Consider the following 18,842-nt stretch of genomic DNA (forward strand, 5'->3'; position numbering starts at 1 on the left):
TCCTTCTTTCAGCAGCGGACCGCCGCCCATGACCAGCCTGCCCCACACGAATTTCCCCCGCACCCGCCTGCGCCGTAACCGCGCTGATGGCTGGACCCGCCGGCTGGTGGCGGAAAATACGCTGACCAGTGCCGATCTGATCTGGCCCGTGTTCGTTGTGGAGGGGGAGAATCAGCGCCAGCCCATCACCTCCATGCCCGGCGTGGATCGGCTGTCGCTGGACCTGCTGCTGCCGGCGGTGGCAGAGGCGCGCGATCTGGGTGTGCCCTGTGTTGCCCTGTTCCCGGTGGTGCCGCTGGAACGCAAGGATCCCAACGGCAGCGAAGCGGCCAACCCCGACAACCTGATGTGCCGCGCCATGCGCGCCATCAAGGAACAGGTGCCGGGCATCGGCATCCTGGGCGATGTGGCGCTGGACCCCTATACCAGCCATGGCCATGACGGCATCGTCCGCGATGGCTATGTGCTGAATGACGAGACGGTGGAGGTGCTGGTCCGCCAGTCGCTGGTGCAGGCCGATGCCGGCTGTGACATCATCGCCCCGTCGGACATGATGGATGGTCGCATCGGCGCCATCCGCGATGCGCTGGAAGCGCGCGGCCACAGCCTGACCCGCATCTGCGCCTATGCCGCCAAATATGCTTCCGCCTTCTATGGCCCGTTCCGGGAGGCGCTGCAGACCGGCGGGCTGCTGAAGGGCGACAAAAAAACCTATCAGATGGACCCGGCCAACAGCGACGAGGCCTTGCGCGAAGTCGGCATGGATATCGCCGAAGGGGCCGACATGGTGATGGTGAAGCCCGGTATGCCCTATCTGGACATTATCCGCCGGGTGAAGAGCGAGTTCGGCGTGCCGACCTTCGCCTATCATGTCAGCGGTGAATACGCGATGCTGAAGGCCGCCAGCCTGAATGGCTGGCTGAATTATGACGCCGCCTTGCTGGAGACCCTGCTGGGCTTCAAACGCGCCGGCTGTGACGCGGTGCTGACCTATGGCGCGGTCGATGCCGCCCGGCTGTTAAAGCAGGGGTAATCAATCACCGGCGGCGGAGGCCAACGCCCCCGCCGCCGGTCAATTGTTCAGACGAAATCGCTGCCCTTGGCGGCGGCGGTCCGATATTCCGCCTGCATCCGGGCCACCAGTTCCGCCACGCTGGGCGCATCATGGATGGTGCCGATGCCCTGGCCGGCGGACCAGATATCCTTCCAGGCCTTCTTTTTCGACCAATCCTCAATCGACAGGTTGGGGTCGGCCTGCCCGCCGCTGATCGCCTTCGGGTCCAGGCCATTGGCGGCGATGCTGGGCCCCAGATAATTGCCGGGAATGCCGCTGAACATCGGCGTGTAGACGATGTCTGCTGCGGAACCGTCGATCAGCATCTGCTTGTACCCGTCGGAGGCATTGGCCTCCGCTGTGGCGATGAAGCGGGTGCCGATATAGGCGAAATCCGCCCCCATCACCTCTGCCGCGCGCACCGATGCGCCCGACGAGATGGCACCGGCCAGCACCACCGGCCCATCAAAGAACTCTCGCACCTCCGTCAACAGGGCGAAGGGCGACAGGGTGCCGGCATGGCCGCCGGCCCCGGCGGCCACCAGAATCAGGCCATCAACACCCACCTCCAGCGCCTTTTTGGCGTGTCGGATATTGGTGACATCGTGGAAGACCAGCCCGCCATAGGAATGCACCGCTTCCACAATCCCGGTCGGCGCCCCGACGGAGGTGATGATCAGCGGCACCTTATGCTTGACCATCAGGTCCACATCTTCCCGCAGCCGGGTGTTGGACTTGTGGACGATCAGGTTGACCCCGAACGGCGCCACCGGCTGACCGGGGTTGGCCGCCGCGTGATCGGCCAAGTCCGCCGTGATGCGGCCCAGCCATTCATCCAACTGGCCCGGCTGGCGGGCATTCAGGCTGGGGAAGGTGCCGACAATGCCGGCCTTGCACTCCGCCAGCACCAGCTCCGGATAGCTGACGATGAACATCGGCGAGGCGATGACGGGCAGCGACAGCTTCCCCTTGAACAGGCTGGGCACGGACATTGGCAGGCTCTCCCTTATCGGCTTATCGGTTGGGCAGCATTTTAGCACGCTCGTTCGCATCGTGCCAGCAAGGGGGCGGGGCTTGTCAAGAGCAGTGGTGCGCGCCGCCGCTCACCGCTCCTGCGCGCCGTGCCAGATACGCAGGATGCGAACGGCATCGCCGGTCAATTCATAGACCAGCACATAGGGCGGAACGACGGTCAGTTCCCGCAACCCATCGGGCCGCGCCCGCCCCCGGCGGGGGAACGTGGCAAGGCTGTTGCCAGCGGCATAAAGCGAACGGACGACACGGGCAGCGGCAAAGGGATTATATTGGGCAATATAGCCGGCATGGCCCGCGATATCGGCAAGCGCCGTCTCAGCCCATTCCACCATGGAAGCTATTTGCCCGAAAGTGGCGGTGGCGGGCGTTCCGCACCGGTTTCAATGGCGGCGGCCAGTTCCAGCAGCCACGCCGCCACCACCTCATGCGGTACGGTGCGTCCGGCGTCAAAATCGGCGCGCGCTTCGGCGATGGCGCTTGCAAAGCGCTCCTCATCCACCCAGTCGAAGATCGATTTCGGTTCAGCCATCCGGTGATGATCGCAGTTTTTTTCGCTTCACACAACAGGCCCCCACCGGAGTGCCGTTAACCACCTGACGGCCAGCACCTGCGCAATTTTCTCGCATCTTCACCCCTGGTGCGCGCAGCTTTCGGTCGCTACCATGCCCGCAATCCATTCCGCCCAATGGGATGCGAGTATAATGAGGAGAGTGACGTAATGGCCGGTATCGAGAAGCGCATCACCGAGGAAGAGGCCCTGTTGCTGCATAGCAGTGGCAGGCCCGGCAAGCTGGAGGTGACGCCGACCAAGCCGATGGCAACGCAGCGCGATCTGTCGCTGGCTTATTCCCCCGGTGTGGCCACGCCCTGCCTGCGAATCCATGAAGATCCCAGCCTCGCTTATGATTACACGGCCAAGGGGAATCTGGTGGCCGTCATCTCCAACGGCACCGCCGTGCTGGGCCTGGGTGACCTGGGGGCACTGGCCTCCAAGCCGGTGATGGAAGGCAAGGCGGTGCTGTTCAAGCGCTTCGCCGATGTGGATGGCATCGACCTGGAGGTCGATACCCGCGACGTAGACCAGTTCATCAACGCGGTGCGCTATCTCGGCCCCAGCTTTGGCGGCATCAATCTGGAAGATATCAAGGCGCCGGATTGCTTCATCATCGAGCAGCGCCTGCGCGAGTTGATGGATATTCCCGTCTTCCATGATGACCAGCACGGTACCGCCATCATCGCCGCCGCCGGCCTGTTCAACGCCGTGGAAATGACCGGTCGCCGGATTGAGGATACAAGGCTGGTGATCAACGGTGCCGGTGCCGCCGCCATCGCTTGTGCCGAGCTGTTCAAGGCCATGGGCCTGCCGCCCGGCAACATCACCCTGTGCGACACCAAGGGCGTGGTCTGGAAGGGCCGCACCGAGGGCATGAACCAGTGGAAATCGGCCCATGCCGTGGTGACGGATGCCCGCACCCTGGCCGATGCGCTGCAAGGTGCCGACGTGTTCGTCGGCCTGTCGGCCAAGGGGGCGGTGACGCCCGCCATGGTGAAATCCATGGCCCCCAACCCGATCATCTTCGCGCTGGCCAACCCCGATCCGGAAATCACCCCGGAAGAGGTGGCCTCCGTGCGCGATGATGCCATCGTCGCTACCGGCCGTTCGGATTATCCCAACCAGGTCAATAATGTCCTGGGCTTCCCCTACATCTTCCGCGGTGCCTTGGATGTGCGGGCCAGCACCATCAATGATGCGATGAAGGTCGCCGCCGCCAAGGCGCTGGCAGCCCTGGCGCGCGAGGATGTGCCGGATGAGGTGGATGCCGCCTATGCCGGCCGCCGCCTGCGCTATGGTCCGGAATATATCATCCCGGTGCCATTCGACCCGCGCCTGATCGTCACCGTGCCCGCCGCCGTGGCCCAGGCGGCCATGGATACGGGTGTGGCGCGCAAGCCCATCGTCGATATGGATGAATATCGCCGCACCCTGCGCCTGCGCCTAGACCCCACGGCCGACAGTTTGCAGATCATTTCCGAACGGGTGCGCAACAACCCCAAGCGCGTCGTTTTCGCCGAAGGGGAAGAGGAGCGCACCATCCGCGCCGCCATCGCCTTCCGGTCGGGGCGCTATGGCACACCGATATTGGTGGGGCGCGAACATGTGATCCAGGAAAAGCTGGTGAGCCTGGGGATGGCGGGAATCGAGCCGCTGGAAATCCAGAACTCGACCTTCGGTCAGCCGACCAATGAGCGTTACACGGAATTCCTCTATCGCCGTCTGCAACGCCGGGGCCATCTGCACCGCGACGTGCAACGCATGGTCAACCAGAACCGCAATGTCTTTGCCGCCTGCATGGTGGCCACGGGCGAGGCGGATGCCATGGTCACCGGCCTGACCCGCAGCTTCTCCGTCAGTTTTGAAGATATTGAGCGGGTGATCGATCCGGAGCCCGATCACATTGTCTTTGGCCTGTCGGTGCTGGCCACCCGTCAGCGCACCGTGTTCATCTCCGACACCACGGTGCATGAACGGCCCACGCCGGAACAGTTGGCCGATATCGCCATCCAGTCGGCCCGCATGGCCCGGCAGATGGGGCATGAACCGCGCGTCGCCTTCCTGTCCTTCAGCAATTTCGGCCAACCGATGCGGGCGCGTGCTGCCCATGTGCGGGAAGCCGTGGCCCTGATGGATGGGCGCAGTGTCGATTTCGAATATGATGGTGAAATGTCGGCCGACGTGGCACTGGATTATGACCTGATGAAGCGGCTTTACCCGTTCTGCCGCCTGTCCGGTCCGGCCAATGTACTGATCATGCCGGCCCTGCACGCCGCCAATATCGGCGCCAAGCTGCTGCACAAGTTTGGCGGCGGCACGCTGATCGGCCCGCTGCTGATCGGCATGGACAAGCCGGTGCAGGTGGTGCAGATGGGCGCCAATGCCAGCGATCTGACCACTGCCGCCGTGATGGCGGCACATGACGCGCTGGTGAGGTGAGTGTCGGCCCCATATTAAGTTTCTGTGATCCCGAAGACGGGCCGGGGCCGGGGATGCTATTTCCTCCGGTCCCACCCGTCAGCGGGTGAACAAGAAACAACGGGTCTGAACGGGCGGTTTAATGTGGTGAAGGGTTGGCAACTGGTCCGTCCTGTGCGGTTCACAATCATCGGCCTGTTGCTGGCCGCTCCGACTGTCATCGCGGCCATCGCTTTGATCTTTGCGGGCGGTCTGCCGCCACTGGCTGGCGCTGGCATCATATTGTTTGTCACAGCCGCTGCCCTGGTCGTCCTGCGGCTGATTTACCGGGATACCAACCGTCTGGTTCATTATGCCGATGCGTTGGGGGAGGCAAAAAAGCCCGTTGCCACCCCTGCATTCGATTCCATCTCCGCCATTGCCATTGCCGGGGCGCTGGCCCGTTCGCACCAGCAATGGTTGGACCGGGATGGCGCCGATGCCGGCCGCGCGGCGGCGGCCGAAGCGGTGCTGGAAACCCTGCATGACCCGCTGATCCTGCTGTCTGGCGAACGTGATGTGCTGCGCGCCAATCAAGCCGCCCGCGCCCTGTTCGGCGAACGCATGGTGGGGCGTGATCTGGCCGGCAGCGTCCGCAACCCCACCCTTTTAGAGGCCGTGGATGCGGTGTTGGGTGGCGGTGCCTCCCGCACGGTGGAAATCCTGCTGCCGGTGCCGGTGGAACGCACCCTGCAGGCGCGGGTGAAGCCGTTCCAGCCGCTGGGCAGCGCCGGCCCCCGGCAGGTGCTGCTGACCCTGCATGACATTACGCTGCTGAAACGGTCAGAACAGATGCGGGCCGACTTCGTGGCCAATGCCAGCCACGAGTTGCGCACCCCACTGGCCGCCTTGATCGGCTTCATCGAAACCCTGCGGGGACCCGCCAAGGATGATCGGGATGCGCATGAACGGTTCCTGGGCATCATGTTCGACCAGTCCAACCGCATGTCGCGGCTGGTGAACGATTTGCTGTCCCTCTCCCGGATTGAGATGGATGAGCATACGCCGCCGACCGCTGAGGTGGACGTGGCCAAGATTGTGCGCAATCTGACCGCCACGCTGGAATTACGCGCAGCCGCCCGCAAGGTGAAGCTGCGGATCGAAGGGCCACCGGCCCTGCCCCCGGTGATCGGCGACGAGGATCAACTGTCGCAGGTGTTCCAGAACCTGATCGACAATGCCATCAAATATGGCAAGGAGCAGACGGAGGTGACCGTCAGCCTGTCGATCAATGACCCCAACAGCGCCAGTTCCGGCATGGGCAGCAATGCCGCCCTGGCCGGCCGCATCACCCGGGGGCCGGCCATTTGTGTGGCGGTGACCGACCGGGGCGAAGGCATCGCCCGCACGCATCTGCCGCGCCTGACGGAGCGCTTCTACCGCGTCGATCCTGCCCGCTCCCGCGCCCTGGGCGGCACCGGGCTGGGATTGGCCATCGTCAAACATATCGTCAACCGCCATCGCGGTCGGCTGATCATCGACAGCGAGGTTGGCAAGGGCAGCACCTTCACCGTGCTGCTGCCGGCGGTGAAGGTTGCGACTGAAGATGATGTGAAGAAGGCGGGATAAACCCCTTCCCTCCCCTACCCCAGCCAGCGCGCCGCGAGATAACCTGCCGCCGCTGTCGTGGCGGAAACAGCGGTCCCCCAGGCCATATCCACCAGGGACACAGTCCAGGGCCATCCCCGGATGGTGGCAAGGTTGGTGATGTCATAGGTGCCATAGGCCAGCAGACCCAGCAGCGCCCCATAAAGAGCTGCCTGCCAAACGCCACCCGCGCGAAGCGCCGGCAGCACGGCGAAAAAGACGATGCCAGCGACATAGGCCAGATAGAACAAGGCGGCGATGCCCAATTGTGGCGGGTCGCGCAACAGATCACCTAACTGGCGGGCATAAAAATCGCGGGCCAGATGGCCCAGCCAGAGATAATCCAACGCCAGGAACAGCAGCAAACCACCGCCATAGGCAGCCAGAACAGGTTTCATGAAAAAACCCCATCGGAAAGAGCCCTTGTGCCAATGGCAACATAGGGCGATCCGATGGGGTTCCTATTTTTTAATCCAGGCAGCGCCTGGAATCACATCGTCGTCTTGGTATCCAGCGCATAGCCGGCGGAACGCACGGTGCGGATCACATCCTGATCGTCCGTCTCGTTCAGCGCCTTGCGCAGCCGGCGGATATGCACATCCACCGTCCGCAGCTCAACATAGACATCATGGCCCCAGACGATATCCAACAACTGCTCGCGGGAGAAGACGCGGCCGGGATGCTGCATGAAATGGCGCAGCAGGGCGAATTCCTTCGGCCCCAGATGGATATCACGACCGCTGCGCCGCACCCGGTGGGCGGCCAGATCCATGGAAATGTCGGAGAAGCGCAGCATCTCTTCCGCCAGGGCCGGGGCCGCCCGGCGCAGCACGGCGCGGATACGGGCGACCAGCTCGGTCGGGCTGAAGGGCTTGGACAGGTAATCATCCGCACCGCTGTTCAGGCCGCGCACCTTGTCGGCCTCCTCCCCCCGCGCCGTCAGCATGATGACGGGGATGTCGCGGGTCTTGGGGTTGCGGCGGAGCTGGCGGCAAACCTCCAGCCCGCTCATCAACGGCAGCATCCAGTCCAACAGCACCAGATGCGGCGTCCTCTCATCGGCCAGCAACAGGGCTTCCTCCCCGTCATTGGCGGTTATGACGCGGAAACCCTCGCGCTCCAGGTTGTAGCTCAGCAGGGTGACGAGATCGACCTCGTCCTCCACAACCAAAATCAACGGCTTCAAGGCGGAGTTCATAGCGATTCCAGTCAAACGTCGAAGGGACGCACAAGCAAAAGCAATTAGGGCTGTTCAGCGGAACTGACGATACCGTCGGCATCCAGCACGGTGAAGCTGGAGCGGTCGCCCTTCGGCCGTTCGGCGTTCAGCGGCTGGCCCTTCACCAGATAATGGATGTTTTCCGCGATGTTGGTCGCGTGATCACCGGCACGTTCCAGGTTCTTGGCAATGAACAGCAGGTGGGTACAGGGCGTGATGTTGCGCGGGTCTTCCATCATATAGGTCAGAACTTCGCGGAACAGGCTAGTATAGAGATCGTCCAGCTCAGCATCCCGGTGCCAGGCGGCGATCGCCTTTTCGACATCGCGGTCGATATAGGCGTCCAGCACTTCCTTCAGCATTTCCTGCACCAGCCGACCCATGCGCGGGATGGCGGTGGCCGGCCGCATCACCGGCAACTGGGCCAGCGCGATGGAGCGCTTGGCGATATTGGCGGCGTAATCGCCCGTGCGTTCCAGATCGGCAGAGATTTTCAGCGCCACCAGCACTTCACGCAGGTCCACACCCACGGGCGCGCGCAGCGCCAGCATCCGGATGGCATCATGCTCAATCTGGCGTTCGAATTCATCCAGGCGGGCGTCGCCCTGCATGACTTTGGTGGCCCCTTCGACATCGCGGCGGCCGACAGCCTGCACGGCCGCCTCCACCTGCGCTTCAACCACGCCGCCCATCTGGGCGATCTGGTTGGAGAGGCGCTGAAGCTCCTGCTCGAAGGATTTGACGGTATGTTCGGTGACCATGATCGGCCCCTCTGCTGGTGTGCAGGCATCTGCCCCTTTTTCAGGCCGCAATGGCGGGCTGGCGGGCAGGACCAGGGGTCGGCGGCGCCGACCCGGAAAATCGGGTGCATCGGCCCCGGCATCACCGGGGCCGATATCAGCCAGGGTCAGCCGTAACGGCCGGTAATGTAACCCTGGGTGCGTTCATCACGCGGGTTGGTGAAGATTTCTTCCGTATTGCCCACTTCCACCAGATCGCCCAGATGGAAGAAGGCGGTACGCTGGGAAACGCGGGCGGCCTGCTGCATGTTGTGCGTCACGATGGCAATCGTGAAGCTTTCGCGCAGCTCGTCGATCAGTTCCTCGATATGCGCGGTGGCAATCGGGTCCAGGGCCGAGCAGGGCTCGTCCATCAGGATGACTTCCGGGCTGACGGCCACGGCGCGGGCGATGCACAGGCGCTGCTGCTGACCACCGGACAGGCCCGTTCCCGGCTCCTGCAGGCGGTCCTTCACCTCGTTCCACAGGCCCGCGCGCTTCAGCGAACGTTCGACGATCTCATCAAACTCATCCTTGCGGGTAGCCAAGCCATGCAGCTTGGGACCGTAGATGATGTTGTCATAGATCGATTTCGGGAAGGGGTTCGGCTTCTGGAACACCATGCCGACACGGGCGCGCAGCTGCACCACATCCAGCTTGGGGTCATAGATATCCTGGCCATCCAGCAGGATCTTGCCTTCCACGCGGCAGATGTCGATCGTGTCGTTCATCCGGTTCAGCGTGCGCAGGAAGGTAGACTTGCCGCAGCCCGAGGGGCCGATCAGGGCCAGAACCTCGTTCTTATAGACATCGACATTGACGCCGTGCAGGGCGCGCTTGGCGCCGTAAAACACCTTCACGTCGCGGGCGGAGACCTTCACCGGCTGGGTGGAGACGGCTTCCGTATTCTTGGTCAGGGTCGTCGTATCCATTTTCTTACCACCGCCGTTCGAACTTCTTGCGCAGCCAGATGGCCGCACCGTTCATCGTGATCAGGAAGGCCAGCAACACCAGGATCGCGGCCGAGGTCAGTTCAACGAAGCCGCGCTCCGGCTTGTCCGCCCAGATGAAAATCTGCACCGGCAACACCGAGGAGCTGTCCAGCACCGAGGTCGGCGCCTGGGTGACGAAGGCATTCATGCCAATCATCAGCAGCGGTGCCGTTTCACCCACGGCATGGGCCATACCGATGATGGTACCGGTCATGATGCCGGGCATGGCGAGCGGCAGCACATGATGGGTGATCGCCTGCAAACGTGACGCCCCCATGCCCAGTGCCGCCTCACGGATCGAGGGCGGAACCGCCTTCAGTGCCGCACGGCTGGCGATAATGATGGTGGGCAGCACCAGCAGACCCAGCACCAGACCACCGACCAGCGGGGCCGAACGCGGCATCCCGAAGAAATTGAGGAACACCGCCAGACCCAACAGACCGAACACGATGGAAGGCACGGCCGCCAGATTGTTGATATTCACCTCAATCAGGTCGGTCAGCTTGTTCTTCGGCGCGAACTCTTCCAGATAAACCGCTGCTGCAACGCCCACGGGCAGGGAGACCAGCAGGGTTATCATCATGGTCAGCAGGGTGCCGACCGCCGCGCCGAACAGGCCCGCCAGTTCGGGATAGTTACTGTCCGACGAGGTGAAGAAGGTACTGTTGAAGGCGGTCTTCAGATGGCCATTGGCTTGCATCTTGTCGACCCACGCCAACTGGCGATCATTGATGGTCCGCTGCGCTTCCGGCAGGGTCCGATCGATACCGCCCTTGAGGATCTGGTTCACCCCGTCGGACGTGGGAAGCCAGAGCTGCACCGTCTGCCCCACCAGGGACGGATCCTTGTCCAGGATCTTGCTGATGAAGACACCGGCCACCGGGCTGACCAAGCCGCGCAGGTCGCGCTTTTCCAGACGCCCCTCAACCTCGGGGAATTCCTTGTAGATGGCGTTGGTCGCCAGCGTCTGGAGGGCACCACGATCCCAATCGGCCGGCTTGCCCGTGCCCTGGGGGTCAATGATGGCGGCATCCAGCGTGACTTCCAGCCGCATCTCCGTCTGCCAGAAGGCGCTGACGCCGCCCTTCAGCAGGGTAAACAGCAGGATGACCAGCATGATACAGGCGAAGGAGATCGCCAGGATACCGTAGATCTTGAAGCGCCGCTCCGCTGCATAACGCGAGCGGAGGCGCTTCATGGCGGCGTCGCCAGTGTGGAAGGAGGCGGACACGGGAGCGGCTGCCTGCATCGGCTCTGCGATCTCAGTCATATTTTTCCCGGTATTTCTGGACGATCCGAAGGGCGACGACATTCAGAACCAAGGTCACGGCGAACAGCACCAGCCCCAGGGCGAACACCGACAGGGTCTTGGCGCTGTCAAACTCCTGGTCGCCGACCAGGATGGACTTGATCTGCACCGTCACCGTGGTCACGCTGTCCAGCGGGTTCAGCGTCAGGTTCGCCTGCAGACCGGCGGCCATTACCACGATCATGGTTTCGCCGATGGCGCGGCTGGCCGCCAGCAACAGGGCGCCGACGATACCGGGCAGCGCCGCCGGCAAGACCACCTGCTTGATGGTTTCCGACTTGGTGGCACCCAGACCCAGCGAACCGTCGCGCAGCGCCTGCGGCACCGCATTGATCACGTCATCGGCCAGGGAGGAGACGAAGGGCACGATCATCACGCCCATCACCACACCCGCCGCCAGCGCGCTCTGCGATGACACATTCAGACCCATCGCCGTGCCGATATCACGGATGAAAGGCGCCACCGTCAGAATGGCGAAGAAGCCATAAACGACGGTGGGCACGCCGGCCAGGATCTCCAGCACCGGCTTCACCAGCGACCGCACCCGCTTGGGCGCATATTCGGACAGGTAAATGGCCGACATCAGACCGACCGGGGCCGCCACCACCATGGCGATAACGGCAACCAGCATCGTACCGGTGAAAAGCGGAATGGCACCGAAGGAACCGGAAGAGCCAACCTGATCGGCGCGGATGGCCGTCTGCGGGCTCCAATGCAGGCCGAACAGGAATTCGGTCACCGGCACCTTGGTGAAGAACCGAATGCTCTCGAACAGCAGCGACAGCACGATGCCGATGGTGGTGAAAATGGCAATGGTGGACGACAGGATCAGCAGCCAGGTGACAACCCGTTCCACATTATTGCGGGCACGAAAATCCGGATTGATCCGCGACCAGCAAAAGGCCAGCGCGCCACCCGAAAGGGCGGCAACACCACCGAATAATGTCCAATCCGACAGACCGCGCAGATTGCGCAGGTGATCGGCAGCCGGCTGGATCGCGTCCACCACGGCGGGGTTCACATAGAGCGCCTGACCTGCCGCGAGATTCTTGATGTTGATCAGCAGCAGCTGGCGGTGGGTTTCCGTCAGGGCCGCCGTCTCATCGGCAATGTTGGACAGCAGATTCTGCAGATCGTTCGGCGGCAGCATGACCCGCGCCCAGCTTTCGATCTGCTGCGCGCTAAGCCCATCCAGCACCAGCCAGTCCATGACCGGCCCGCGCAGGGCCATCCAGATCAGCACGAGCACCAGGGCCGGCAAACCAGCCCACAACGCCACATAGCTGCCGTAGTAATTGGGAACGGAATGAAGGGTGGCGATGCTGCCGCCGGCGACGGTGACGGCCCGGCTGCGCCCCATCACGTAACCGATAAGGGAAAGCAGCAGCAGCAGGCCGACGGTGAACGTGGCTGACATGAAAGGTACCCGTCCGCAGTCGAAGGGAGATCATCGTCACCTAGGTAAGGGAAACCCGCGGCAACCGGAAGCTGCCGCGGGAACCCAATACCGGATGACAGCCTTGCCTTACGAGGCCGGCTTGGCCATCGGGGTCAGCTTCAGCGTGGCCTGCTCGGAAGCCTTGCGCTTGGCGTCCGGCAGCGGGATCAGGCCCTTATCGACCAGATAGCCTTCGGAGCCCATGGCGCGCTCAGAGGCGTATTCGGCGATGAATTCCTTCAGGCCCGGGATCACGCCCATGTGCTGGTTCTTGAAGTAAACGAACAGCGGACGGGAGATCGGGTATTCCTGAGAGGAGATGGTCTGATAGGTCGGCAGGATGCCATTGACGGCCACGCCCTTCAGCTTGTCCTGATTCTGCTCCAGATAGCTGTAACCGAAAATGCCATAGGCCTTCGGGTTGGCTTCCAGACGCTGCACGATCACGTTGTCGTTCTCGCCAGCTTCGACATAAGCACCATCCTCACGGACGGTCTTGCAGACGGCGGCGTGACGGGTGGCGTCCAGCGCCTTGATGGCCGGGAATTCCTTGCAGCCCAGTTCCATCACCAGCTCAACCCAGGCGTCGCGGGTACCGGAGGTCGGCGGCGGGCCCAGGATTTCGATGTCGTCAGCCGGCAGGGACTTGTCGATATCGGACCACTTCTTGTAGGGGTTCGACACGATCTGGCCGTTAACTTCCACTTCCTTGGCAACAGCCTGGAACAGCTGGGCCTTGGTCAGCTTGATGTCCGCGCCCTTCTTGGAGTGGACGAAGCCGATACCGTCATAGCCGATAACCAGCTCGGTGATCTGCTCAACGCCATTCTTCTGGCAGGTGTCGAACTCGGAAGCCTTCATCGGGCGGGAAGCGCCGGTGGCATCCGGGAAATCCGCGCCAACGCCGGAGCAGAACAGCTTCATACCGCCGCCGGTGCCGGTGGATTCCAGGATCGGGGCGCCGAACTTCGTGGTCTGGCCGAAACGCTCAACAACGGTCGAGGTGAACGGGAACACGGTGGAGGAACCGACGATGCGGATCTGATCACGGGCAGCGGCCGCGCCGGCCAGGCCGACAGCGGAAACAGCGCCGAGAACGGCGGCGAGAATGAGCTTCTTGGTGGTCACAGCAATGGCCTCCGGTTTATTGGGCAGCACCCTGGAATGGAGACATCCATCCAGGTCAATGTCCCTGCTGGGTGCCGGGACCATAGCGGCGCTGCGCGAAGCAAATACTACAACAATGTTACGGTTTAATGACGCGCCCCACCGGTGACCGCAGGGCCGCCCCGCCTGCCGATCAACCGGGCCATTCCGGAAAGGGGATCGGGGCAAAGAGATATTGATAATATTTTGATTTTAAAAAGAAAAGCCACCTTCAGGATTGAAGGTGGCCTGAACGTCAGGAAGTCGGACATGCCTCTGCCGGGAAAAGTCCGCGGGGGCCATGCGACAATTGCATTGCCCCCCGCCCAACGCGTATCAGATGACTGGATTATGACAGTGTCAGGCAGCCGATCAAACCGGCTGGTTCAGTTTGCGCCGCACATCATAATCGTGGGTCTTGGCCCATTTCTCGATGAAGCCCGCCAGCTCCGCATCCGGTTTTTCCGGCAGCATCACCACCAGCTTCACATAGAAATCGCCGGTCACCTTGCGCTCGGCATTGGCAATGCCCTTACCTTTCAGGCGCAGCACCGTGCCACTGTTGGCCCCCTGTGGCACCTTCACGGCAACCTGGCCATCCAGAGTCGGCACTTTAATGGCAGCGCCGAGCACGGCCTCCTGCAGCGTCACCGGCACGTCCAGATGGATATCATCATCCTTGCGGGTGAAGAACGGATGGCCATCGACATGGATTTCAACAATCGCATCCCCGGCCCCGGCACCGCCGAGCCCTGGCAAACCCTGCCCTTTCAGGCGCAATTTCGTCTGATCCTTGGTTCCCGCCGGCACATTGATATCAATGGTCTTGCCGGTGGACAGGGTCAGGCGCCGCTTGGTGCCCAGACACGCTTCGGTGAAGGGAACGGTAACCGAATAGCTGACATCGGCCCCCTTGGCTTTCACGCCGGAGCCGCCCCCGGTGGAATAACGCTTGCGGGCCCCGCTGAAGAAATCGGCAAACGGATCATCATCGCCAAACGGATCGGCCCCGGCCCGGCTGCCGGAGTCGCGCCCTGCCCCGGCACCGGCATAGGCGCGGCGGAAGCTGCGGTCCGGCCGTTCGGCCCCGCTGGCATCAATCTCACCCCGGTCGAAGCGCGCCCGCTTATCTGGATCGGACAGCAGGCTATAGGCGCCATTGACCTCTTTGAACTTCAGTTCGATGTCCGGCCGACCGGGATTGACATCCGGATGGTATTGCTTGGCCAAGCGCCGGAAAGCCTGCTTGATGTCATCGGCGGAAGCCGTCCGAGTCACACCAAGGACTGTGTAAGGATCGCGCATGGTCACCACAAGCAATAGGACGTTTCAAACCATGCATCCTACCGCGCGCTCCGCTTTGGTCAAGTAAACCACGCGCAGTACACCGGTCCATGCGTATATGCGGTGACAGGGCCGGCGGGAAACCGGCCGGCCCCTCCCGTCTGGCAATCAGCTGACGATCTTCCAGCTGCCGTCCGGCTGCTGGCAGGCGCGGCCGAAAGCCTGCTCACTGCGACCGCCGACGATGATCGTCTGCTGATATTCGCGGCAATAGGCGCCGGTGCCCTGCTGGCGGCCTTCCGCCGTCGGGGTCACGATGACGCGGTTGGAATTGTTGGGATTATCCCAGACGATGGGCTGGTTCAGCGGCGCATTGAAGGACTGATAGGTGTTGCGCTCCAGCGCCGCACGATCCGCCTTGTCCAGCGACGCACCAATTTCCGACCCCAGCAAGGCACCCAGCACGGCACCGGCACCGGTCGCCCACAGCTTGCCCGAGCCGCCACCGATCTGGCTGCCAGCCAGACCGCCGATCAGACCGCCCAGCACGGCGCCGCCAGTCTGCTTCTGACCAGCATTGCTGTTCTGACACCCCGCCAGCATGGCCACCATGGCGGTGGCGATCACGACCTTCTTCAGCATTTTTGACCTCATCTTATATGCCCCCCCTGGGGAAGGGTCCGCCTGCTTACACGCGGCGGGGGCCGGCCGACAGGCGGCTCCACGCGGAAAGTGGCGAACACAGCCATGCGGGGGGAGGCATGGACATTCGTTCAACAGGGCTTATCCTCCACCGAAATTCAGGCGCAACTATGACAAAGATCACCACGATGTCCCTTGCAGACGCCACCGATCCCTTTGTCCAATTCCAGACCTGGTTTGCCGAGGCGGAAGCCACCGAGGTAAACGACGCCAATGCCATGTCGGTTGCAACGGTGGGCGAAAATGGCCGCCCGTCGCTGCGCATTTTGTTGCTGAAGGGGTTCGACCAGCGCGGTTTCGCCTTTTTCACCAATATGCAGAGCCGAAAGGGTGACCAGCTGGCCGCGAATGCGGTCGCCGCCTTGACCTTCCATTGGAAGTCGCTGCGCCGGCAGGTGCGGATCGAAGGGCTGGTGGAGCTTGTGACCCCGCAGGAAGCGGATGAATATTTCGCTTCCCGCCCGCGTGGCAGTCAGATTGGCGCCTGGGCCAGCCAGCAATCCCGCCCGCTGGACAAGCGGGAGACCCTGGAAGCGGCGATCCGCGAGGTGGAAGCCCGCTATGAGGGCCAGCCCGTCCCGCGTCCGCCGCATTGGTCGGGTTACCGCGTCGTGCCGGACTATATTGAGTTCTGGCAGGATCGCGAATTCCGCCTGCATGATCGCATCGTCTTCACCCGCACCAACGGGGAATGGGCGAAGCAACGCTTCTATCCGTAAACCCGGCAGGGGTGAGATGGTCGAGACCGATACCGCCGCACTGGACAGGTGGCGCCGCCGCGCCACCTATGCCAGCGTCGCCGTGGCAATGACGCTGATCCTGGCCAAACTCACCACCTATATGGCGACGGATGCCGTCTCCATCCTGTCATCCTTGATCGACAGTTCGGTCGATCTGCTGGCCTCCGTCGTCACCCTGCTGGGGGTGGCGCGCGCCCTGCGCCCGCCCGACCATGCCCATCGTTTCGGCCATGGCAAGGCGGAGCCGCTGGCCGCCCTGGCCCAAGCCGCCTTCGTCGCCGGGTCTGGCGTGTTTCTGGGCTATGAGGGGGTGGGAAGGCTCGTCGATCCGCGCCCGGTGGGGGAAACCTGGCTGGGCATCGGGGTGATGCTGTTCGCCATTGCCATGACGGCGCTGCTGCTGGGCTTTCAGCGCTTCGTCATCCGGCGCACCGGCTCCATGGCCATCAATGCCGACAGCCTGCATTACAGCGGCGATCTGTTCATGAACGCCGCCGTCATCGTTGCGTTGGGTCTGACGGCTTGGACCGGCTGGCCCTATTGGGACCCGCTGTTTGCCCTGGGCATTGCCGGCTTCCTGGTCTGGGGGGCGAGCCGCATCGTCACCACCGCCCTGGATGTGCTGATGGACCGGGAATTGCCAGACGAGGACCGCCGGAAGGTGAAGGAACTGGTGCTGGCCCATCATCAGGCCCGCGGCCTGCATGATCTGCGCACCCGCTCCACCGGTCTCGGTCAGCATATTGAGTTCCATCTGGAACTGGACCCCGATCTGACCCTGGCCCAGGCGCACGATATTACCGATGAGATCGAGCGCGAATTGAAGGCCGCCTTCCCTACGGCCGAATTCGCCATCCATCAGGAACCGGCCGGGCTGGAGGATGAGCGGCTGGATCATCGCATTCGCGGCTGAGTCGGACGGAACCGTCCGTCCGCTGCGGCGTTGACTGTCGATCAGGGGCTTCACGCCGGGGATGGCCGGCGGCATAGTCGATCCACAGAAGCACGCGACACCCAGCACCGCCGGAGCCCACCCGCATGTCAAACAATGACTTTCCCCCGGCCATGCTGGACGCTTACGAGACGGCGTTGCGGGAAGGTGGGAGCGGCGATTTCATCCAGGATGCCCAGCTTCACTATCTCCAGGCGCGGGGCCTGTTCGCCGGCTGGGCGGGGCAAGCGGACGACGACCAGAGCCCGGCGGAACTTCTGTCGGCAAAGCGGGCGGTTCTGGCAGACGGCCAGCCGCGGCAACTGACCGTCCGTCTTTTAATCAAAGGGCAGCCCCAGCCGGTCAGCCTTTCCCTGGCCGCCACGCAGACCGCGGATGGCGCGATCAGCGGACTGGCCGGCATTGGCCATCTTTTGCAGGAAGGCGGGGCAGAGCAAGCAGCCGGGGCCGCCCTGTTCGCCAAGGCAAACCATGACCTGCGCCAGCCCTTCCAGGCCATGCGCCTGTTTTTGCACCTGCTGGAGACCAGGGCCGCCGATCCGCGCCAGGGGGAACTGATCCAGCGGCTGGGCGATGCGGTGGAGTCGGCGGCCCATCAGGTGAGCAGTTTGCTAGACCTTTCCGTGCTGCAGGCGGGTACGGCCAAACTGTCCCCCGGCCCGGTACCGCTGGGGCCGCTGCTAGCGCGGTTGGTGGAGGAACATCAGGAACAGGCGGCCAGCCTGGATGTACGCCTGCGCCATGTGCCCAGCGGATTGATCGTGCAGAGCGATGGCATGATGCTGGACCGGCTGCTGCGCCAGTTGCTGGGCAACGCCCTGCGCCATGCCGGGCGCGGCGGCAAGGTGTTGCTGGCTGCGCGGCGACGGGGCCATCTGGCGGCGCTGGAGGTCTGGGACAGCGGCCCCGGCATCGCCCCTGACGATCAGGAACGCATTTTCCAACCTTTCGTGCAGCTGGAGGAAGCCGGACAGAGCCGGCGCGGCCTGGGGTTGGGGCTTGCCATCGTGCAGCGCGGCGCGCAGGCGCTGGGCCACCGGGTGACCCTGGAAAGCGCGCCCGGCAAGGGTTGCCGTTTCAGCCTGCTGGCCAACCGCCACGGGATGGCACCCCCCAGTCCCGCACCGGCCGCGGAGTCGCTGCCGGAAGCCCCCCTGGTCGCTGTGCTGGAGGATGACCGGCTGCAATTGGCAGCGCTTGAGATGCTGTTGCAGGAATGGGGCTATCGCACCGCCGTCGGCGGTAGCCAGACGGAATTGCAGGGGGAACTGGCCGGGCGCCAGCCAGACCTGATCATCACCGACCTGCATCTGCCGGGCGGGCAGGGCGGCCCCGATCTGGTCCAGGCCCTGCGCGCGCGCTATGGCCACGCGGTCCCCGCCCTGCTGCTGACCGGCGACGGCACGGCAGAAGCCCGCCGCAAGGCAGAGGCCGCCGGCATGGCGCTGATGGGCAAGCCCGCCATGCCAGCCAGACTGCGCCGCGCGGTGGAGCAGGCGCTGGGTACCAGCAGGCCGGTTTAAGCTGCCTCCACAGCACCGGGAAAAATTGCCACGACGCATGGATGCCCGTATTGTTTCACGAATAAGTTCTGA

At 63.4% G+C, this 18,842-nt stretch carries 18 protein-coding genes; 6 read left to right on the top strand and 12 right to left on the bottom strand.

Features of this window, described 5'->3' with window-relative positions; genetic code table 11:
* Positions 1–28: 28 nt before the first annotated feature.
* Positions 29–1,033 carry a porphobilinogen synthase gene (gene hemB, locus PCJ49_RS05300; RefSeq protein ID WP_089287883.1) on the top strand — a complete coding sequence of 335 codons (1,005 nt, stop codon included), beginning with the start codon at positions 29–31 and terminating at the stop codon, positions 1,031–1,033.
* A gap of 47 nt (positions 1,034–1,080) precedes the next feature.
* Here the strand turns inward: hemB and PCJ49_RS05305 are convergent, their stop codons facing one another.
* From PCJ49_RS05305 to PCJ49_RS05315, 3 genes are all read right to left on the bottom strand, one after another.
* A complete protein-coding gene (locus PCJ49_RS05305; RefSeq protein WP_269910045.1) occupies positions 1,081–2,046 on the bottom strand; it encodes a nitronate monooxygenase family protein in 966 nt (321 codons plus the stop codon).
* Between the two features lie 111 nt (positions 2,047–2,157).
* Positions 2,158–2,421: a type II toxin-antitoxin system RelE/ParE family toxin gene (locus PCJ49_RS05310; protein ID WP_269910046.1), complete on the bottom strand. Its 264-nt coding sequence runs from the start codon at positions 2,419–2,421 to the stop codon at positions 2,158–2,160.
* A 5-nt stretch (positions 2,422–2,426) separates the two neighbouring features.
* Complete coding sequence (locus PCJ49_RS05315; protein WP_269910047.1) at positions 2,427–2,618, bottom strand: hypothetical protein; 192 nt, start codon at positions 2,616–2,618, stop codon at positions 2,427–2,429.
* A gap of 189 nt (positions 2,619–2,807) precedes the next feature.
* On the opposite strand from PCJ49_RS05315, the gene PCJ49_RS05320 reads away from it, so the two are divergent.
* Together PCJ49_RS05320 and PCJ49_RS05325 are read left to right on the top strand one after the other, a co-directional pair.
* On the top strand, positions 2,808–5,081 hold the full coding sequence (locus PCJ49_RS05320) for an NADP-dependent malic enzyme (protein ID WP_269910048.1): 2,274 nt from the start codon (positions 2,808–2,810) through the stop codon (positions 5,079–5,081).
* 153 nt (positions 5,082–5,234) lie between these two features.
* Positions 5,235–6,668: an ATP-binding protein gene (locus tag PCJ49_RS05325; protein ID WP_269910049.1), complete on the top strand. Its 1,434-nt coding sequence runs from the start codon at positions 5,235–5,237 to the stop codon at positions 6,666–6,668.
* Between the two features lie 14 nt (positions 6,669–6,682).
* Here the strand turns inward: PCJ49_RS05325 and PCJ49_RS05330 are convergent, their stop codons facing one another.
* The 9 genes from PCJ49_RS05330 to PCJ49_RS05370 all read right to left on the bottom strand — a co-directional run bounded on the left by PCJ49_RS05330 (position 6,683) and on the right by PCJ49_RS05370 (position 15,495).
* A complete protein-coding gene (locus tag PCJ49_RS05330; protein ID WP_269910050.1) occupies positions 6,683–7,084 on the bottom strand; it encodes a DUF2177 family protein in 402 nt (133 codons plus the stop codon).
* Positions 7,085–7,176: 92 nt separating this feature from the next.
* On the bottom strand, positions 7,177–7,884 hold the full coding sequence (gene phoB, locus PCJ49_RS05335; protein ID WP_089287888.1) for a phosphate regulon transcriptional regulator PhoB: 708 nt from the start codon (positions 7,882–7,884) through the stop codon (positions 7,177–7,179).
* A 44-nt stretch (positions 7,885–7,928) separates the two neighbouring features.
* Positions 7,929–8,666, bottom strand: coding sequence for a phosphate signaling complex protein PhoU (gene phoU, locus PCJ49_RS05340; RefSeq protein WP_269910051.1), 738 nt, complete (start codon positions 8,664–8,666; stop codon positions 7,929–7,931).
* 146 nt (positions 8,667–8,812) lie between these two features.
* The gene (gene pstB, locus PCJ49_RS05345; RefSeq protein WP_089287890.1) at positions 8,813–9,616 is read right to left on the bottom strand and encodes a phosphate ABC transporter ATP-binding protein PstB; all 804 of its coding nucleotides are present in this window, start codon (positions 9,614–9,616) and stop codon (positions 8,813–8,815) included.
* Positions 9,617–9,620: 4 nt separating this feature from the next.
* Positions 9,621–10,946, bottom strand: coding sequence for a phosphate ABC transporter permease PstA (gene pstA, locus PCJ49_RS05350; protein WP_269910052.1), 1,326 nt, complete (start codon positions 10,944–10,946; stop codon positions 9,621–9,623).
* On the bottom strand, positions 10,939–12,402 hold the full coding sequence (pstC, locus tag PCJ49_RS05355) for a phosphate ABC transporter permease subunit PstC (RefSeq protein ID WP_269910053.1): 1,464 nt from the start codon (positions 12,400–12,402) through the stop codon (positions 10,939–10,941). The genes pstA and pstC overlap by 8 nt, the downstream gene beginning before the upstream one ends.
* A gap of 108 nt (positions 12,403–12,510) precedes the next feature.
* Positions 12,511–13,551 (bottom strand): substrate-binding domain-containing protein, encoded by a 1,041-nt coding sequence (locus PCJ49_RS05360; protein WP_269910054.1) that lies wholly within the window; start codon positions 13,549–13,551, stop codon positions 12,511–12,513.
* Positions 13,552–13,941: 390 nt separating this feature from the next.
* On the bottom strand, positions 13,942–14,874 hold the full coding sequence (locus PCJ49_RS05365) for a J domain-containing protein (protein WP_089288108.1): 933 nt from the start codon (positions 14,872–14,874) through the stop codon (positions 13,942–13,944).
* 147 nt (positions 14,875–15,021) lie between these two features.
* The gene (locus tag PCJ49_RS05370; protein ID WP_089287894.1) at positions 15,022–15,495 is read right to left on the bottom strand and encodes an RT0821/Lpp0805 family surface protein; all 474 of its coding nucleotides are present in this window, start codon (positions 15,493–15,495) and stop codon (positions 15,022–15,024) included.
* Between the two features lie 188 nt (positions 15,496–15,683).
* Here PCJ49_RS05370 and pdxH point away from each other — a divergent pair, with 188 nt between their 5' ends.
* The 3 genes from pdxH to PCJ49_RS05385 all read left to right on the top strand — a co-directional run bounded on the left by pdxH (position 15,684) and on the right by PCJ49_RS05385 (position 18,770).
* On the top strand, positions 15,684–16,274 hold the full coding sequence (gene pdxH, locus PCJ49_RS05375) for a pyridoxamine 5'-phosphate oxidase (protein ID WP_269910055.1): 591 nt from the start codon (positions 15,684–15,686) through the stop codon (positions 16,272–16,274).
* Between the two features lie 16 nt (positions 16,275–16,290).
* A complete protein-coding gene (locus PCJ49_RS05380; RefSeq protein ID WP_269910056.1) occupies positions 16,291–17,208 on the top strand; it encodes a cation diffusion facilitator family transporter in 918 nt (305 codons plus the stop codon).
* 125 nt (positions 17,209–17,333) lie between these two features.
* Positions 17,334–18,770 (top strand): hybrid sensor histidine kinase/response regulator, encoded by a 1,437-nt coding sequence (locus PCJ49_RS05385; protein ID WP_269910057.1) that lies wholly within the window; start codon positions 17,334–17,336, stop codon positions 18,768–18,770.
* Positions 18,771–18,842 lie beyond the last annotated feature (72 nt).

Origin of the sequence: Niveispirillum sp. BGYR6 (assembly GCF_027568365.1) — a bacterium.
Classification (GTDB): domain Bacteria; phylum Pseudomonadota; class Alphaproteobacteria; order Azospirillales; family Azospirillaceae; genus Niveispirillum.